A 17,647-nucleotide genomic window follows, 5' to 3' on the forward strand; every position below is an offset into this window, starting at 1 on the left:
GGATTCTCCACGACTAGTTTTTGTCACTCAACGACATTAAGTCGTAGGGTGGCAGGGCAGCGGGCGCGACGCCCCCTGGACCTCAAGAGAAGGAGCACCACATGACCGGCGGACCGGGTGGGCGCAGTGTCATCGTCACCGGAGCGGGATCGGGCATCGGGCGGGCCGCGGCCCTGGCGTTCGCCGCCCAGGGCGACCGTGTCGTGCTGGCGGACCTCAACGCCGAGGGCGCGGACGAGGCCGTACAGGAGATCGAGCGGGCGGGCGGCACCGCCGTCGCCGTGACGGGCGACCTGAGCGAGCAGGCGGTCGTCGACCGGGTGACGGCGACCGCGGTCGAGCGGTTCGGCGGCATCGACGTCCTGGTGAACAACGCCGGGATCATGGACCGGATGTCGGCGCTCGCGGACGTGAGCGACGCCGAGTGGGAGCGGATACTGAGGGTCAACCTCACCGCTCCCTTTCTGTTGACTCGCGCGGTGCTGCCGCACATGCTGGCGGCCGGCCGGGGCGCCGTGGTCAACACCGCCTCCGAGGCGGCCCTGCGCGGCAGCGCGGCGGGCGCCGCCTACACGGCCTCCAAGCACGGCGTGGTGGGGCTGACCAAGTCCCTGGCGGTCATGTACCGGGGGCGGGGCATCCGCGCCAACGCCATCTGCCCGGGCGGCACACAGACCGCCATCACCGTCGACGCCGAGCAGGGCGCCCATGGGCCGGCCACGCTCGGCCCGCACTTCGTCAATCTCGGCCGGGTGTCGCAGCCGGAGGAGCAGGCCGCGGCGATCGTGTTCCTCGCCTCGGATGCGGCGAGCAACATCAACGGCGCGATCCTGCCCGTCGACGACGGCTGGTCCGCCGTCTGAGGGACCCCTCCTCCCTCATCGCACCCCCACGCGCGGGGGCCCTCCCCCATCGCCAGGGCCCGCGCGGGGGCCCTCCCCCATCGCCAGGGCCCGCGCGGGGCCCCTCCCCGATCGCCGGGCCCCTGCGCCCAACGTCCGGCGCCGACCCGCCCGCGTGCGACGCGTCGGCGGGTCAGTCGCCGTCGACGAACTCCCGCGCCAGCCGCTCCCCGGCCTTCTCGGCGGCGGCCCTGTCCTCGAGGGGCTCGACGTCGCTACCCTCGAAGACGATGTACGTCACGCCGGACGCGGTACCGCCCCCGTGCGGGTCGGCCGGGATGCCGAGCGACTGCGCGGCGGCGTAGGAGGCCTCCCCGATGAGGTCGCGCGGGCCGACGTCGCCGACGACCGCGTACCGCACCCGGTCCCCGTACACGACGGCCGCGACCGATCCGCCGTGGACGTCGTGCTCACGGTGGTCCCAGATGTCGCTGGGCGCGGGGACGACGACGTAGGGCAGGCTTTCCGCGTCCAGGGGCCGGCCGTCCGACTGCGTGTAGGCGGTGGCGGAGGAGAAGTAGGGGTCGGTGCCGCTGTTGCAGCGATCGCCGGGCCGGCCGTCGCAGTCGACGTCCAGGTCGGCCTTCCAGTACACGGCGTCTCCCCTGCCGCAGACCGGGGTGTCCGCGGGCCTTCCGGCGTCGGTGCGGTAGCGCCCGTGCGAGACGGGGTCGCAGCCCCGCACCCTGGCCAGCAGATCTTCGGCGCGGACGGGCTCCTCACCACTGCTTTCCTTCTGCCGGGCTCCGGCCTCCGTCTCGGCACCGCGCCGGACCCGGGACGGCAGCGCGGGGCCGACCCGGGAGCGCGGCACCGGACCTGTCCGGGCACCGGACCTGCCCGCCCGGACCGGGTCGGCGTGGGGCTGGTGCCCGGGCGGGGGCTGGACCCGCGGGACGGGGCGGGTCGGAAGTGGAGCGCCGGGGAACGTCGTCGGGGCGAGCAGGGCGGCGCTGGCCGCGACCAGAGTCAGCGACTGGACACGCACATTGTGGCCTCTCCTGGGGGACATGGACGGTCACTCGGCCTCATCTGTCCCCGAATCGCGCACAGGGCCACCTTTTGTGGGCCAGACGGTGCATCCCGAGGCGCCCGGGCGGAAGGACGCGAGACGCCCGGGACGGGACGGGCGGCGCGTGTCCGGTCCCCGCGACCGGAGGCGGGCAGGGCGGGTCCGCACCGGCTCCGACCCCCCGCGCCCGCCCGCGCCTGCCCGCGCCTGCCCGCGCCTGCATGGCGCCGACGACCCTCTTGATGTGGCCCCTCTTGATGTGACCCCTCTTGATGTGATCGCGTCATTGGCGTCATATTGGTCCGGACCATTGCCGCCATGTCTGAGTCACCCGGAGGCAGCGCCGTGCGACAGGTTCCCGTCCTTGCTGTTCCCGTCCCCGGCCGCGTTCCGCGCCGCTGCGCCCTGCTCTGCGGGGCGCTTCTCCTGGTCACGTCCTGCGGCTGGGGCACGGGCGGCGGCGGTGACGGGAGCGGCGGGCCGCCCGGTGCGCCGACGGGCGTCACCGCCGAGGCGGGCAGTGCGACGACCGTGCATGTGATGTGGAACGCGGTAGACGGCGTCGAGGCGTACGAGGTCCATCGCGGCGGCACCCTGGTGAAGGAGGTACCGGCGTCCGACCGCATGATGGACGTCGTCCGGCTGCGCCCCTCGACGGCACATGCCTTCACCGTGCGGGCGCGCGACGCCGACGGACGGCTCGGACCTCACAGCCGGGAGGTGCGGGCGACCACCCCCGCGGCGGTCACCGACGACTCCGCCCCGACCCGCCCGCGCGCTGCCCTCGGGCGGGCGGCGGGCAGCCGGGCCGTCCAGCTCACCTGGTCCGCCGCGACCGACGACCGCGCAGTGGTCTCGTACGACGTGTACCAGGGCGACACCAAGGTCCACAGCGTCGGCGGCGGACAGACCGCGGCCGTCGTCACGGGGCTGCGCGCGGGCACCCGCTACTCCTTCACCGTCCGGGCGCGGGACGCCGCCGACAACGTCTCCCCCGCCGGCACCACCGTCCGGATCACCACCCCGGGCTCCGACGACGGCCGTGCCACGGCGCCCGGAGCCCTGCGCGCGGCCTCGCGCAACGACGACGGGGCCTACTACATCGACCTCACCTGGGCCCCGCCGCGCACGGACGGTGTGGTCACCGAATACCAGATCCACCTGGACGGTCGTCCGGCGACCTCACTCGTCTACGGTGGCGACGCGCCGCGCGACCGTGCGGAGTACAGCTTCTACGCGGGCCGTGAGGCCGGTGTCACGCACCGGGTGCGCGTCCGGGCCAGACTGTCCGACGGGACCTGGGGCGGCTTCTCGGACGAGCGGAAGGTGACCACGGGCGACGGCGGATGACGGTGGTTCAGTGGTACGCCGGGCCGGGCCCGGCCGGCCTGTCACCTGGGCGGTCGCGCTCGGCATGCGGGCACGGCCGCCGCCCTGTTGGCTGCCCGTGAGGCAGCACGGGCGTTCCCGATATCGGCGGCGCAACGGATGTACCGCCAACCGTGCCGCCGGAGAGCAGTCCACATGCGCATCTCATCGCCTCTTCTCCGCTCCGGCCTGACCGTGGCGGCCGCCGCCGCGCTGCCCGTCGCCCTGACCGCCGGCCCGGCTTCCGCCGGCCCGGGGATCTCCGTGAGCACCACCGGGACCACGGTGTCGGTCACGACCACCGCCTGTGCCCAGCTGAGCGGCAGCTGGGGCACCGCCTCACTGCTCACCGGCACCCAGGGCGACTTCGCCCAGGGGCGCCAGGTGGCGTTGTCCGGAACAAGTTCGGGTCAGTCCGCCACCTGGTCCGACATCAGCCCGGGCACGTACACGGTCATCGTCATGTGCTCCAACAACAGCACGGCCGGCTCCCAGACGGTCATCGTCTCCCCGGCGCCCTCCCCCTCACCCAGCCGGTCCCCGTCCCCCTCCCCCTCCGCTTCACCACGCGGCGTTCTGGGCGGCCTCGGCGGGGCCGTCGAGGACTACGGCACGGCCACCCTCGTGGCGGGCGGCGCGCTGGTCGGCGCGGGCGTCATCGGCGCGGCGTGGTTCCTGCGCCGTCGTCAGAAGCCGTACCGTTTCTGAACCGCGGTCGCGTTCACACCCGCCGCCCGCCCGGCAGCTCATTGTCACCGTGCAACTGGTTGTCACCGTGCAACTCGTTGTCACCCGACTGCTTGTTGTCACCCGACTGCTCGTTGTCACCCGACAGCTCCGCGAACTCCGCCAGGGCGTGCCTGAGCCACTGTGTCCAGAAGGTCTCCAGGTCGATGCCGGCGCGCAGCACCAGGTGCCGCAGCCGGTCCTCGGCGCTCTCCTTCCCTGGCGGGAAGTCCCGCTTCTCGATCTCCTCGTACTCGGCCAACTGCCGCACGTGCAGTTCAAGGTGACGTCGCAAGTCCGCCTCGATGCCGGTGGTGCCGACCACGGCCGCGGCACGCAGCCGCAGCAGCATCGCGTCCCGCAGGGGCTTGGGATCCTGAGCGGCGGCGGCCCAGCGGGCCAGTTCGGCGCGGCCCGCGGGCAGGACCTCGTAGGACTTCTTCTGCCCGCGGGACGGTTGCTGCCCGGGCAGCGCGCGGATCAGGCCGTCCGCCTCCAGCCTTCCCAGCTCGCGATAGATCTGCTGGTGCGTCGCCGACCAGAAGTAGCCGATCGACCTGTCGAAGCGGCGGGTCAGCTCCAGCCCCGACGACGGCTTTTCGACCAGGGCGGTGAGGATCGCGTGCGGGAGTGACATGCGCTCATCCTAGGGACGGGCCGGGCGCGTCTTCCGGCCTCGCACGTACTTTCGCCCGCGTATCTGCCGGCCCGCACACCGCTACAGCGCCGCCGCCAGCTCGGTGCCCTGCTTGATGGCGCGTTTGGCGTCCAGCTCGGCGGCCACGTCGGCGCCGCCGATGAGGTGCGCGCTGTGCCCGGCGGCGACCAGGTCGTCGTACAGGCCGCGGCTCGGCTCCTGACCCGTGCACAGGACGACCGTGTCGACCTCCAGGACCCTGGACTCGTCGCCGATCGTGACGTGCAGCCCGGCGTCGTCGATCCGGTCGTAGCGCACGCCCGGGACCATGGTGACGCCGCGGTGCTTCAGTTCGGTGCGGTGGATCCAGCCGGTGGTCCTGCCGAGTCCCGCGCCGACCTTGGAGGCCTTGCGCTGGAGCAGGTGCACGGTGCGCGGCGGTGCGGGCCGCTCGGGCTCGGCGAGGCCGCCGGGCGCGCGGTAGTCCATGTCGACGCCCCAGAGGCGGAAGTACGTTTCCGGGTCCTCGTGCGCCTTGTCGCCGCCGTCGGTGAGGTACTCGGCGACATCGAAGCCGATGCCGCCCGCACCGAGGATCGCGACCCGGTCGCCGACGGGGGCGCCGTCGCGGAGCACGTCGAGGTAGCCCACGACACTCGGGTGGTCGACACCGGGAATGTCGGGGGTACGCGGGGTGACGCCGGTGGCGACGACGACCTCCTCGTGGCCGGCCAGGTCGTCGGCTTGGACCCGGGTGTTCAGGCGTACGTCGACGCCGTGCTCCTCCAGCCGCGTACGGAAGTAGCGCAGCGTCTCGTCGAACTCCTGCTTGCCGGGGACCTTGCGGGCGACGTTGAGCTGGCCGCCTATGTCGCTCGCCGCGTCGTACAGGGTGACCTCGTGGCCGCGCTCGGCGGCGCTCGCCGCGCAGGCCAGTCCGGCCGGTCCGGCGCCGACGACCGCGACGCGCCTGCGCCGCCGGGTCGGGGCGAGGACCAGCTCGGTCTCGTGGCAGGCGCGCGGGTTGACCAGACAGGAGGTGATCTTCCCGCTGAAGGTGTGGTCCAGGCAGGCCTGGTTGCAGCCGATGCAGGTGTTGATCGCCTCGGGGCGGCCGACCGCGGCCTTGGCGACGAAGTCGGGGTCGGCGAGCATCGGGCGGGCCATCGACACCATGTCGGCGGTGCCCTGGGCGAGCAGACTCTCGGCCACCTCGGGGGTGTTGATGCGGTTGGTGGTGACCAGCGGCACCGAGACCTCGCCCATGAGGCGCTTGGTCACCCAGGTGTAGGCGCCGCGCGGCACGGAGGTGGCGATGGTGGGGATGCGGGCCTCGTGCCAGCCGATGCCGGTGTTGATGATGGTGGCTCCGGCGGCTTCGACGGCCTTGGCGAGGGCGATGACCTCGTCGAGGGTGGAGCCGCCGGGGACCAGGTCCAGCATGGAGAGCCGGTAGACGAGGATGAAGTCCTCACCGACCGCCTCGCGCACCCGGCGGACGATCCGGACGGGCAGGCGCATGCGGTTCTCGTAGGAGCCGCCCCAGCGGTCGGTGCGGTGGTTGGTGCGCGCGGTGATGAACTCGTTGATCAGGTATCCCTCGGAGCCCATGATCTCGACGCCGTCGTACCCGGCCTCGCGGGCGAGGCGGGCGGTGCGGACGTAGTCGTCGACGGTGCGCTCGATGTCGCCGTCGGTCAGCTCGCGGGGCACGTGGGGGCTGATCGGCGCCTGGAGGGGGCTCGGCGCGACCAGGTCGGCGTGGTAGGCGTAGCGGCCGAAGTGCAGGATCTGCAGGGCGATCCGGCCGCCCTCGCGGTGCACGGCCTCCGTGACGACCCGGTGCTGCTCGGCCTCCGCCCCGGTGGTGAGCTTGGCTCCGCCCTCGTACGGCCGGCCCTCGTCGTTGGGGGCGATGCCGCCGGTGACGATGAGGCCCACTCCCCCGCGGGCGCGGGCGGCGTAGAAGGCGGCCATGCGCTCGAAGCCACGCTCGGCCTCTTCCAGGCCGACGTGCATGGAGCCCATCAGGACCCGGTTGGGGAGTGTGGTGAAGCCCAGGTCGAGCGGGCTCAGCAGGTGGGGGTAGCGGCTCATCGGGGCCTCCGTGCGCGGTGTGGTGCCTCTGTTGTAGAGGACGGCCGCCTTCTTGTGCAACTAGTTGCACAAGAAGGCGGCGCACACCACACCGCCGCACCGGCGGACCTCGGTCAGTGACTCTCCAGCCGTACGTGCAGTTCCCGCTCCTGGTCCCCGGAGGCCGTGCTCAGGTCGTGCACGGTGAACAGCGAGTCCAGGGTCGTGCGGAACCGGTCGATCGCCCAGTAGCCGCCCTGCACGTCGGCCTCCACGGACGCCGTCAGCCGGGCGGGGTCGCACTCGCCCCTGGCCTCGGCCACGTCGAAGGTGCCGAGCCACACGGTGGGACGCACCCTGTCGTACTCCCGGGGCACCTCCTCCGAACGCCGGTCGGAGGAGAAGCACGTGCACAGGGCGTCGAACACGGTCCGGGCGTCCTCCTTGCTGCACCCGCTCAGCTCCACCGAGACGGACTCCGGATGCAGTCGCTCACCGTCCATCGTGATCGCTCCTCTCGTGGGCCCATACCGCCTGTACCACCAGAAAAGCACCACTTGCGGTCCGGCGCGAAGGGGCGGGTCAGGTCAGCCCCGTGTGAAGCGGTAGGTCTTGCTGTCGGTCAGTACGCAGAAGCCGGCGACACGACGATCACGCACAGGATGCGGGTACGGCGGTCATCGCCGTACCGGGTGATGCCGGAAGGAGAGCGGGCGAACGGCGAAGGCGGAACCTCCTCAGTCTCTGACGCCGATCACCACATGGGCGTACAGCTCCTCGGAGACCGCGAGGCGGGTCGTCAGACCGGCGCGGGTGAAGGCGTCGACGGCGGCCGGTGCCTGGCGTTCGCTCGTCTCGACCAGCAGGCAGCCGCCGGGCGCGAGCCAGCGGGGCGCCTCGGCGGCGACCCTGCGCAGTACGTCGAGGCCGTCGGTGCCGCCGTCGAGGGCGACCAGCGGCTCGTGGTCACGGGCCTCGGCGGGCAGCAGGCCGACCTCGCCGGTGGGGACGTACGGCACGTTGGCCGCGAGTACGTCCACCCGGCCGCGCACCGCGTCGGGCAGCGCGTCGAACAGGTCGCCCGCGTGCACCCGGCCGCCGGCGGCCGCGAGGTTGCCGCGGGCGCAGCGCACCGCGGCCGGGTCGACGTCGGCGGCGTGCACCTCGGGCCGGCCGAGGGCGGCGGCCAGCGCGGCACCGACGGCGCCGGAGCCGCAGCACAGGTCCACGACGACGGCCGCGTCCGGCGCGTGGGCGAGGGCCTCGGTCACCAGGAACTCGGTACGACGACGGGGGACGAAGACACCGGGGGTGACGGAGATGCGCAGACCGCGGAACTCGGCCCAACCCAGGACGAGTTCGAGGGGCAGTCCGGTGACACGGCGGTCCACCAGGGCGGTCAGCTCCCCCGCGGTGCGGGCGGCGCCCAGGATCAACTCCGCCTCGTCCTCCGCGAAAACGCAGCCCGCGGCGCGGAGCGCGGCCACGACGGAGTCGGGAGACGGGAGGGGGGCGGAGAAGGGGGGCGGGCAGGGGGACGCGGAGAACAGTGGAGGCATGGAGGCCGAGAGCCTTTCGAGAACCGAAGGGCGCTCTCATGGTCACCCGTTGGCGAGGACCGTACTGCCATGAGGTGAGAGCACCCGGGCCGACACAGCGGTAATGGGTCTCACCTCCCAGGCGTCCGGCGACCGGGAATGTCCGCGGTCGCCGGTCACCCTACCCCAACGATCAGACGCCGACGGTCTCCTCCGTCCCCTCCTCCGCACCCCTCTCTACCGGGGACACGGCCTTCCGCTCGTCCGGCTTCGCGTGCTTCGGGAGGGTGGCCGACGCCGGTGCGGTGCCGCCTCGTTCGCGGAGCGCGGCGACCGCCGTCACCAGGAGGCCGAGCAGCAGCCAGGCGACCAGCGTCCAGACGCTGCGGCCCAGTCCGTCGCCCTCGAAGTAGAGCAGGCTGCGGGCACCCTCGACGAACCCGGCGCCGTTCCAGAAGGCGTGCAGGGTACCGAAGAAGCCGTTCTGCAGCTCGGGCCTGAACAAACCGCCGGAACTGGTGAAGTTGAGCATCACGAACAGCACCATCATGGCGAGCGTGGTCCACCGCTTGAGGAAGGTGTGCAGGCCGACCCCGACGAACAGGATGCCCGCGGCGTAGAGCCAGGCCATGCCCCACAGGCCGGCGAGGTCGTGGTGCGCGAGATGGAACACCGGCCCGGCGAGCAGGGCACCGACACCGCTGACGACGACGGAGACTCCGAGTGTCAGCAGGGCCCGGACACGCATCGGCAGGGCGGCACCCGCGGCGCCGAGGGCGGCCACGGAGGCGTAGGAGCCGATACTGACGGCGATCAGCAGGAAGAACAGGCCCTGGCCGGTGGGGTCGTCGTCGACCGGGGTGGCCACGTCGGTCACCTTCAGCGGGACGCCCCGCTGCTCGGCGAGCGGGGTGAAGACCTTCTCCGCGGCCATGGCGCCCATGTCGGAGGCGGCGGTGGCCACCACGACCTCGGGTGCCTCATCACCGGACACGTAGGCGCCGGTGATGCCGCGGGACTCGAGCAGGTCGACGGCGTCGGCGCGGGTGGCGACGGTCCGCACGTCGAGGCCGCCGCCGGCCCCGTCCTCGACGGACTGGGCGAGCACCTTCGCCTCGGGCCCGGAGCCGACCACGGCGACGGGCAGATGGTTCGGCTCGGGGGTGACGAAGGCCCCCATGTACGCGAGTCCCATCCCGATGCACATCAGCAGCGGGGTGATCAGGTGCGTGAGCACGTGGCGCAGGGCGTGCGGCCTCATCGCTCACATCCTCCAATGACTGGTTCGGCAGGACGAAGTGGTTGGATCGAGTAGTTGGCTTATACAACTCTTCATTTCAAGTTGTACTCTACAACCAGCAATGGCGAGGAGGACCTGTGACGGCAGCCGAGACACCCGATGAGACGACTGTCACCCCCGGCGACCGCCCGGCGGACGTGGCCGTGGAGACCATCCAGCGGGAGATGACGGCCTTCGCCCGCCGTGCCCGCGCCTCGGCGGGCCGCATGCACCCCGAGCTGTCCCTGGTCTCGTACACGCTGCTCGGCCATCTGGAGGAGCGGGGCGGCTGCCGGGCCACCGATCTGGCCACCCACTACGCGCTGGACAAGTCCACCGTCAGCCGCCAGGTGTCCGCGCTGGAGCGCACCGACCTCGTCGAGCGGCGCGTCGACCCGGATGACCACCGCGTCCAGGTCCTGCATCTGACGGAGACCGGGCGGCGCATCCTGGCCCAGGTGACCGACAGCCGCCGGACGGCCTTCCGGGAGCGGCTCGCGGACTGGCCCGAGGAGGACCTGCTCCGCTTCGCCGCGTACCTGGAGCGGTACAACGCGTGGCAGGGGGCCGGGGCCGCACCGGCCGCCGAGAACGGGAAGTGAGGACCGGAGCCGACGACCACTCCGGGGGCACGTACGGTTGGACGCGTACGCACTGAATCACGCCGGCCGCGAGCATTCTTCGCGGCGGCCCGAAAGGCTCCACCGCATGAACACCACCCGAGGCTTCACCGGACGCCCGCGCGGCGCCCGGCCGGGGCTGCCGCCGGGCCAGTACGACGCCGGCGACGACTGGCCCGTACTGTCCGCCGAGGTCACGCCCGACCTGTCGCCCGCCGACTGGGTCTTCCGCGTGGGCGGACTGGTGGCCGAGCCCCGCACCTGGGACTGGGCCGGCGCGCACCGGCTGCCGGCGTCGGCGTACGCGGGTGACATCCACTGCGTGACCGGCTGGTCGAAATTCGGGGTGCGGTTCGGGGGCGTGCGTCTGGACACCTTCCTGGAGGCGGCCCGCCCGCTGCCGTCCGCCACACACGCCGTCGCCCACTCGCACACCGGCTACACGGCGAACCTGCCGCTCGCGGACCTGACCGGCGGCCGCGCCTGGATCGTGTGGGAATACGACGGCCGGCCGCTCGCCCCCGAGCACGGCGGCCCGGCACGGCTGGTGGTACCGCACCTCTACTTCTGGAAGAGCGTGAAGTGGATCGCGGGACTGGAACTCCTCGACCACGACGAACCGGGCTTCTGGGAGCAGAACGGCTACCACCCACGCGGCAATCCCTGGGAGGAGCAGCGGTACTCCGGTGACTGAGACAGTGACGCACACGGCCGGGGCCTTCACTCCCCCGGCGCGGTTCGCCGTGCCCGGCCGCATAGAGGTGAACGGCGAGGTGGCCGGGACGTGGCAGACGGCCACGCTCACGGAGATCCGCCGCGAGACGCCCCACGCGTCCACCTTTCGATTCGCGGTGCCCGGGTGGGCGGGCCATCTGCCCGGCCAGCACCTGATGCTCCGGCTGACCGCCGAGGACGGGTACGTGGCACAGCGCCACTACTCGCTGGCATCCGCGCCGGACGACTCCGGGCACATCGAGCTGACCCTCGACCACGTCTCGGACGGCGAGGTGTCCGGCTGGTTCCACACGGTGGCCCGGCCCGGCGACCGGATCGAGGTGCGCGGCCCGCTGAGCGGCTTCTTCGCCTGGCCCGGCGACCGGCCCGCCCTGCTGCTGGGCGCGGGCTCCGGTGTCGTGCCGCTGATGTCGATGGTGCGGCATCACCGGGCGCGGGAGCTGACGGTGCCATTGCGTCTGCTGGTGTCCGCGCGCAGCCCGAGGGACCTGATCTACGCGCGCGAGTTCGGCGCGGAGACGACGCCCGTGTTCACCCGGAGCGCGCCGGCCGGGACACCCGTGGGCCGGATGACGGCCGCGCATCTGGCACCGCTGCTGTCCGAGCCACCCGCCGGCGGCTGGGAGGCCTACGTGTGCGGCTCCAACTCCTTCGCGGAGCACGCGTCCCGGCTGCTGGTGGCGGCAGGCCAGCCGGTGCACCGGGTCCGCATCGAACGCTTCGGCTGACTTCGGCCGACTGGCCTCAGCGGACTCCAGGTGGCTTCGGCCGACTTCGGTTGAACCACCCGAACACCCTTGCCGGCCCGCGCCGGAGCGGGCCCGTGCCCGGCGCGGAGCGGCCGCCACCCGCGCGAGGCCGCGCCGGCCTGCCGCCGGGCCTCTCGGAGCCGCGATGGACGTACCGCCGAATGTGACGGCGGCGCCGATGACCCGACCACCCGGCCCGGCCCGCGACGCGTCCTGCCACTCCCCGATTCCACCCACGAGGAGCAGACGGCCACCGTGACCTGCGGTTCGACCGATCGAACGTCGCCGAACGCCAGGCTGGGCCGCAGCCGCACCCGGTAGGGATCTGGCGAGACCTCCGACCATTCACGTACGGTGTGATCATCCGTACGCCCCGGCACTGTCTCCCCGCAAAGGCGGTTCTCGATGGCCCTGTTCGACCTTCCGCTCGACGAACTCCGCGCATACCGCAGCGCGTCGGCCGATCCCGAGGACTTCGACGCGTTCTGGAGCAAGACGCTCGAGGAAGCCCGCGAGCACGATCTGGACGCCCGCTTCGAGCCGGTCGAGACGGGACTGTCCACGGTGCGGGTGTACGACGTGACGTTCGCCGGGTTCGGCGGTCACCCGGTCAAGGGCTGGCTGCTCCTGCCGGCCGCGGCCGAGGAGCCACTGCCGCTGGTCGTGGAGTTCGTCGGATACGGCGGCGGGCGCGGGCTGCCGCACGAGCACCTGTTGTGGGCATCCACGGGCCGTGCGCACTTCGTGATGGACACCCGTGGCCAGGGCAGCGCCTGGGGCGGCGGTGGCGGAACCGCGGACCCCGTCGGCGGCACGCCCTCGTACCCGGGTTTCATGACCCGCGGCCTGGACGCCCCGGAGAACTACTACTACCGCCGTGTCTTCACCGACGCCGTGCGCGCGGTCGAGGCGGCCCGCTCGCACCCGCTGGCGGATCCGTCCCGCACGGTGGCCCTGGGCGGGAGCCAGGGCGGCGGCATCACCATCGCCGTCGGCGGTCTGGTGCCGGACCTGACGGCCGTCGCGCCGGACGTGCCGTTCCTCAGTGACTTCCCGCGTGCGGTCAAGCTCACCGACCGGCACCCCTACCGGGAGATCGGCCTCTACCTCAAGACGCACCGCGGCCGCACCCAGGAGGCGCTGCGCACGCTCTCCTACTTCGACGGCGTGCACTTCGCGGCGCGCGGCCGGGCGCCCGCCCTGTTCTCGGCGGCCCTGGAGGACCAGACCTGTCCGCCGTCGACCGTCTTCGCGGCGTTCAACGCGTGGGCCCACGAAGACAAGGCGATAGAGGTGTACGACTTCAACGATCACGAGGGCGGCGGCCCCTTCCAGGAGGCCGCAAAGCTGCGCTGGCTGCGCGCGTACGCCTGAGCCGGTCGGGTCGTCCGTTCCGCGGCACCGACGACCCGCGGAAGGCAGCACCGGCCGAGACCCTGTACGGCGCCTTGTGACGCGGTGACGGGCGGTCGACGAGCGGGTGAGGTTTCGGCCGAACCGGCGGTCCACCCTTCCCAGTTGGTTTAGACCAATGGTAGTTCTGGTGGCGCACCGAGCCCGCGCGGCTACCGCACGTCACCAACAGGAGGGCGCGGCATGGCCCGCACCACCCCGCACGACCACCCCCTCGCCGCCCTCACGACCCTCACCGACGGCCGGCCCCTGTACTTCAGGGTGGCCGCGCGGCTGCTCGGCGAGCTGCGCGACGGGGCCGTCCCACCGGGCGAACGACTGCCGGGCGAACGCCGGCTGGCCGAGCGGTTCGGGGTGAGCCGGGAGACCGTACGGCAGGCCCTGGAGGTGCTGCGCAGGGACGGCCTGCTCGCCACCGACCGGCGGGGCAGTCACGTCGCTCTGCCCAGGTCACCGGCCCAGAGCCCGGCCTCCCTCACCTTCCCGGTGGGTGCCCGGGCGGCGGAGCCCCGCACCGGTGACCGGGCCACCGTCGCTTGGGAGGCGCCGCCGCCGGATCACGCCGCGGCGCTGGGACTGGCGCCGGACCGGCCGACCCTGGTGCACCGCTACACCTCCGCGACCGCCGACGGAATCGGCCGGCGGACGGCCGTGTCCTCGTTCTCCGCCGTGGCGCTCGCCGAGGTCGAGGAGCTGGCCCGCTACCGCGGCCGCGCCGACGGCACCGGGTCGGCACAGTTGCGGCGGGCCTACGACTGGATGCGCAGGGCGGGTCTGGCCCTGCACCACCGTGACACGATCACCCGGCTCGCGGACACGCCGTCGGTGCGGGTCGTCCGGCGGGTGCACGACCAGTACGAGCGGCCTCTGGAGATCACGGACCTCCTCGTGGACGCCCGACAGGACGCGCTGGTCTACGAGTTCACACTGCCGGCGGCCGGTTGATCCCGCTCGTGCGCCGCATCACGGCAGCCGGCGTGCCACGACCAGCCGGGCGCGCGGGCTGCCGTCGGGCCGGTGCCCGAACTCGGACAGGGTGCGCAGGTCCGTCCGGAATCCGGCGCGCGCCAGCTCCCGGCCCACGTCCCCGAGCCGGAACGTCCGGTAGTACATGACGAACGGCGGCCGCCACACCGCGTTGCGCACCCGCATCGCGGTGTCGAAGCCGAGCAGTGTCCAGTACGCCCGGGAGCCGGGACGGGGCGGAGCGGCGACAGGGAAGGCGAAGCAGCCGCCCGGCCGCAGCACGGAACGCACCTGGGCGAACAGACCCGGCAGCTCACGGGGCAGGAAGTGCCCGAACGCCCCGAAGCTGACCACGAGATCGAACGCGGGACCGAAGGGCAGGGCACGGGCGTCCGCGCGCACCCAGGAGACCGCCGGGCCCTCGGGCACAGCGCACCCCCGGGCGACCTCCAGCATGCCCGCGCTGAAGTCGACCCCCGTCACGCTCTCCCGGCATACCCGGGCCAGTACGTCCACGCCCGCGCCGGTGCCGCAGCACAGGTCGAGTCCGGCGTCGAACGGTCCCACCGGCGCCAGCGCCGAGGCCACGGCGTCGAGCACCCGGTCCGGCGTCCGGTACGGGGTGAGGTCGAACTTCGGGGCGAGCAGGTCGTAGCCGCGCTCGACCGACGACAGGGCCTGAACGGCGAGTTCGCGCAGGGTGGGGCCTTCGGGACTGAACATCCGGTCAGCCTAGAGCCTGTCCTGCGGACCCTGCGGGAGCGCGCCGCTCCTCCGGCACTGTGAGCACGCGCTCGCACCAGGGGGCGTTCTCCCGCTCGAAGGGGATCCCGGCGAGGAGTGCGAGGCAGGCCGTCCCGCCCCTCCCCGCCACTCCACCGCAACCTTATGGTACGGTGCGAGGAGCACTTGTGTACGCCCACCTCGGGCGCCGGTGCCATCTCCCCTTCGGTTCGCCGACCCGCCGTACTGGTGCGCGCGTGTCCGTTTCTCAGCCCAACCTCGTGGCCAGGTTCTTCCTCGCCGTTTCCGAGGTGCTGTTACCGCCGTCCAGAGGCGTGTCGTCCGACCCCTCGCACGGCTTCCCCCCTTCCTTCCGCATATTCCGTGCCCGCGTCCTCGAAAGGACCGACTCCATGACCACTACGCTCGAACACCCCCCTGTGCAGCAGTCCCCGGCCGAGATCGCGAGCGGTGTCCTCGACATCGTCGCGGGCGGGAAGGGCCGGCTGCGGGGCGCCGGACTCCAGCCCGAGCCGTCCGACCTCTCCCTCTCCCCCACGCTGATCCGCCGCCACGGCCTGCGCAAGGGCGACCTGGTCGAGGGCGTACGCGACGACCGGGGCGCCCTGACCGACGTCGTCCGCGTCAACGGCCGCACACCCGGCCGGCAGGGCGGCCGGCGGCACTTCCACGACCTGACACCGCTGCACCCGCACGAGCGGCTGCGCCTCGAACACCCGGGGGCCGGCCTGACCGGGCGGGTCGCCGATCTGATCACCCCGGTCGGCAAGGGCCAGCGCGGTCTGATCGTGGCCCCGCCGAAGACCGGCAAGACCGTCCTCCTCCAGCAGCTCGCCGCCGCGGTCGCCGGCAACCACCCCGACTCCCGCCTGATGGTGGTACTCCTCGACGAACGGCCCGAGGAAGTCACCGACATGCGCCGGTCCGTGCGCGGCGAGGTGTACGCCTCGACCTTCGACCAGAGTGCCAAGCAGCACATCGACCTCGCCGAACTCGTGATCGAGCGGGCCAAGCGACTGGTCGAGGCCGGCGAGGACGTCGTCATCCTCCTCGACTCCCTCACCCGGCTGTGCAGGGCGCACAACAACGCCGCCGCCTCCGGCGGGCGTACCCTCAGCGGCGGTGTCGACGCCGGGGCCCTGCTCGGCCCCAAGCGGTTCTTCGGCGCGGCCAGGACCGCGGAGGAGGGAGGCTCCCTCACCATCCTCGCCACCGCCCTGGTGGAGACCGGCTCGCGTGCCGACGACTTCTACTTCGAGGAACTCAAGGGCACCGGCAACATGGAGCTGCGGCTGAGCCGCGAGCTCGCCTCCCGCCGGGTCTTCCCGGCCGTGGACATGACCGCTTCGGGCACCCGCCGGGAGGAACTCCTGCTGTCCGCCGGCGAGTCGGCAGCCGTACGCGGGCTGCGGCGGGCCCTGGGGTCGCGGGACGGGCAGTCGGGCCTGGAGACGCTGCTGGAGCGGATGCGTCAGACGCCGGACAACGCCACGTTCCTGCGGCGCGTTCAGCCGACGCTGCCCGCGGAATGACGCCCCGCCGACCGACGCCCTCTCCGGCTGACGCCCCGTGGGTGACTGACGGCCCTCCTCGGCCGCCGGGGCCCCGGCGGCCTGCCTCCCCTGTGGCATCCGGGTGCTTGCGCGCGTGACCCGGCCCGGGCAGCGTGGCGGTCCGGGGGTCCGTTCCTACGTTTGCGGTATGACTATCGGATTCTCATCCCGGGCGGCTCGATCCACCTGCGTGCTCTGTGTCGCAGGACTGCTGACGCTCATGCCCGCCGCCGCGGCCGCCCGTACCGAGATGCCGGACCCCGGCGGACCACGGGCGGCCGCGGCACCGCAGCCGTCGACGCTGTACCGCTCCGGTACGCAGGTCCGGCTCCGGACCGGCGCGCCCGAGGTCCCCGATGTGTCCGCGCTGTCCTGGGTGGTGGCCGACGCCGGCAGCGGCGACGTGCTGGCGGCACACGACGCGCATCGCAAGCTGCCGCCGGCCAGCACCCTCAAGACCCTGTTCGCCCTCACGGTGCTGCCCGTCCTGCCGGGCGGCATCCGGCACGAGGTGAGCGCGGACGAGCTGAGCGGCATCGGCCCGGGCAGCAGCCTGGTGGGTGTCGTCGAGGGCCGCACGTACCGGGTCTCCGATCTCTGGAACGGCGTCTTCCTCAACTCCGGCAACGACGCCGTCCACGTCCTGGCCTCGCTCACCGGCGGCTGGAGTGCCACGGCCGCCCGGATGCAGGCCGAGGCCCGTGCCCTCGGCGCCCGGGACACACACGTACGCTCGCCCGACGGCTACGACGCGCCGGGCCAGGTGTCGTCGGCGTACGACCTGGCGGTCTTCGGCCGGGCGGGGCTGCGCAACCCGGACTTCGCACGATACTGCGCCAAGATCGACGCGATGTTCCCCGGCCGGAACGGGGCCTCGTACGGGATCATGAACACCAACCGACTGCTCACCGGGGAGGACGGCGTGGAGCCGTACCCGGGGCTGATCGGCATCAAGAACGGCTACACCAGCAACGCCGGCAACACGCTGATCGCCGCCGCGCGCCGGGACGGACGGACCCTGGTGGTGACCGTGATGAACCCGCAGAGAGGCGGCGGCCACGCCGTGTACGAGGAGGCCCGCTCGCTGCTCGACTGGGGATTCGAGGCGGCCGGGCACGTCGACCCGGTGGGTTCCCTGGTCACCGGGGGCGTCCGGCCCCGTCAGGGGCCGCAGGCAGTGCCCGCGACGGTCACTGCGGCGCGGCCGTCGCAGGACGACCCGGGCTGGCCGGAAACCGGTGCGATCATGGGCGTCGCCGGACTCGGCGCGGCGGTCATGGCTCTGGCACTGCGGCTCAGGCCCGCGCGGGGCGAAGGGCATTGACTTCG

The 17,647-nt window shown here is 72.8% G+C and carries 16 protein-coding genes and 1 pseudogene; 10 read left to right on the top strand and 7 right to left on the bottom strand.

All coding sequences use genetic code 11. The features are described 5' to 3' along the window. Positions 1–101: 101 nt before the first annotated feature. On the top strand, positions 102–863 hold the full coding sequence (locus tag ABEA26_RS18410; protein WP_345593612.1) for an SDR family NAD(P)-dependent oxidoreductase: 762 nt from the start codon (positions 102–104) through the stop codon (positions 861–863). Positions 864–1,035: 172 nt separating this feature from the next. Here the strand turns inward: ABEA26_RS18410 and ABEA26_RS18415 are convergent, their stop codons facing one another. Next, a complete protein-coding gene (locus ABEA26_RS18415) occupies positions 1,036–1,890 on the bottom strand; it encodes a glycoside hydrolase family 75 protein (RefSeq protein ID WP_345593613.1) in 855 nt (284 codons plus the stop codon). A 342-nt stretch (positions 1,891–2,232) separates the two neighbouring features. Here ABEA26_RS18415 and ABEA26_RS18420 point away from each other — a divergent pair, with 342 nt between their 5' ends. Together ABEA26_RS18420 and ABEA26_RS18425 are read left to right on the top strand one after the other, a co-directional pair. Then, positions 2,233–3,264, top strand: a complete 1,032-nt coding sequence (locus ABEA26_RS18420) for a fibronectin type III domain-containing protein (RefSeq protein ID WP_345593614.1) — start codon at positions 2,233–2,235, stop codon at positions 3,262–3,264. A 174-nt stretch (positions 3,265–3,438) separates the two neighbouring features. Next, positions 3,439–3,990 (top strand): hypothetical protein, encoded by a 552-nt coding sequence (locus ABEA26_RS18425; RefSeq protein ID WP_345593615.1) that lies wholly within the window; start codon positions 3,439–3,441, stop codon positions 3,988–3,990. Between the two features lie 115 nt (positions 3,991–4,105). On the opposite strand, the pseudogene ABEA26_RS18430 reads toward ABEA26_RS18425, so the two are convergent. From ABEA26_RS18430 to ABEA26_RS18450, 5 genes and pseudogenes are all read right to left on the bottom strand, one after another. Further along, positions 4,106–4,645 (bottom strand): annotated as a pseudogene (locus ABEA26_RS18430) (PadR family transcriptional regulator); the annotation flags it as partial. 81 nt (positions 4,646–4,726) lie between these two features. Then, positions 4,727–6,742, bottom strand: a complete 2,016-nt coding sequence (locus ABEA26_RS18435) for an FAD-dependent oxidoreductase (protein ID WP_345593616.1) — start codon at positions 6,740–6,742, stop codon at positions 4,727–4,729. Positions 6,743–6,855: 113 nt separating this feature from the next. Next, entirely contained in the window at positions 6,856–7,224 is a 369-nt protein-coding gene (locus ABEA26_RS18440) for a hypothetical protein (protein WP_345593617.1), read from the bottom strand. Between the two features lie 234 nt (positions 7,225–7,458). Then, positions 7,459–8,280: a putative protein N(5)-glutamine methyltransferase gene (locus ABEA26_RS18445; RefSeq protein WP_345593618.1), complete on the bottom strand. Its 822-nt coding sequence runs from the start codon at positions 8,278–8,280 to the stop codon at positions 7,459–7,461. 172 nt (positions 8,281–8,452) lie between these two features. Next, positions 8,453–9,520 (bottom strand): ABC-2 transporter permease, encoded by a 1,068-nt coding sequence (locus tag ABEA26_RS18450; RefSeq protein ID WP_345593619.1) that lies wholly within the window; start codon positions 9,518–9,520, stop codon positions 8,453–8,455. A gap of 203 nt (positions 9,521–9,723) precedes the next feature. On the opposite strand from ABEA26_RS18450, the gene ABEA26_RS18455 reads away from it, so the two are divergent. The 5 genes from ABEA26_RS18455 (at position 9,724) to ABEA26_RS18475 (ending at position 14,000) form a co-directional block, all read left to right on the top strand. Further along, positions 9,724–10,140, top strand: coding sequence for a MarR family winged helix-turn-helix transcriptional regulator (locus ABEA26_RS18455; protein ID WP_345593651.1), 417 nt, complete (start codon positions 9,724–9,726; stop codon positions 10,138–10,140). Between the two features lie 106 nt (positions 10,141–10,246). Beyond that, positions 10,247–10,852 (top strand): sulfite oxidase-like oxidoreductase, encoded by a 606-nt coding sequence (locus ABEA26_RS18460; protein ID WP_345593620.1) that lies wholly within the window; start codon positions 10,247–10,249, stop codon positions 10,850–10,852. Further along, the gene (locus ABEA26_RS18465; protein ID WP_345593621.1) at positions 10,845–11,621 is read left to right on the top strand and encodes a ferredoxin reductase; all 777 of its coding nucleotides are present in this window, start codon (positions 10,845–10,847) and stop codon (positions 11,619–11,621) included. Before ABEA26_RS18460 ends, ABEA26_RS18465 begins: the two co-directional genes overlap by 8 nt. Positions 11,622–12,047: 426 nt before the next feature. Beyond that, entirely contained in the window at positions 12,048–13,016 is a 969-nt protein-coding gene (locus ABEA26_RS18470; protein ID WP_345593622.1) for an acetylxylan esterase, read from the top strand. Between the two features lie 222 nt (positions 13,017–13,238). Then, positions 13,239–14,000 carry a GntR family transcriptional regulator gene (locus ABEA26_RS18475; protein ID WP_345593623.1) on the top strand — a complete coding sequence of 254 codons (762 nt, stop codon included), beginning with the start codon at positions 13,239–13,241 and terminating at the stop codon, positions 13,998–14,000. An 18-nt stretch (positions 14,001–14,018) separates the two neighbouring features. Here the strand turns inward: ABEA26_RS18475 and ABEA26_RS18480 are convergent, their stop codons facing one another. Then, positions 14,019–14,744: a class I SAM-dependent methyltransferase gene (locus ABEA26_RS18480; RefSeq protein WP_345593624.1), complete on the bottom strand. Its 726-nt coding sequence runs from the start codon at positions 14,742–14,744 to the stop codon at positions 14,019–14,021. Positions 14,745–15,157: 413 nt separating this feature from the next. Here ABEA26_RS18480 and rho point away from each other — a divergent pair, with 413 nt between their 5' ends. Next, the gene (gene rho, locus ABEA26_RS18485) at positions 15,158–16,297 is read left to right on the top strand and encodes a transcription termination factor Rho (RefSeq protein WP_345593625.1); all 1,140 of its coding nucleotides are present in this window, start codon (positions 15,158–15,160) and stop codon (positions 16,295–16,297) included. Positions 16,298–16,466: 169 nt separating this feature from the next. Beyond that, complete coding sequence (locus ABEA26_RS18490) at positions 16,467–17,642, top strand: D-alanyl-D-alanine carboxypeptidase family protein (protein WP_345593626.1); 1,176 nt, start codon at positions 16,467–16,469, stop codon at positions 17,640–17,642. Positions 17,643–17,647: the final 5 nt, after the last annotated feature.

Source organism: Streptomyces marokkonensis (assembly GCF_039539045.1).
Lineage (GTDB): Bacteria > Actinomycetota > Actinomycetes > Streptomycetales > Streptomycetaceae > Streptomyces > Streptomyces marokkonensis.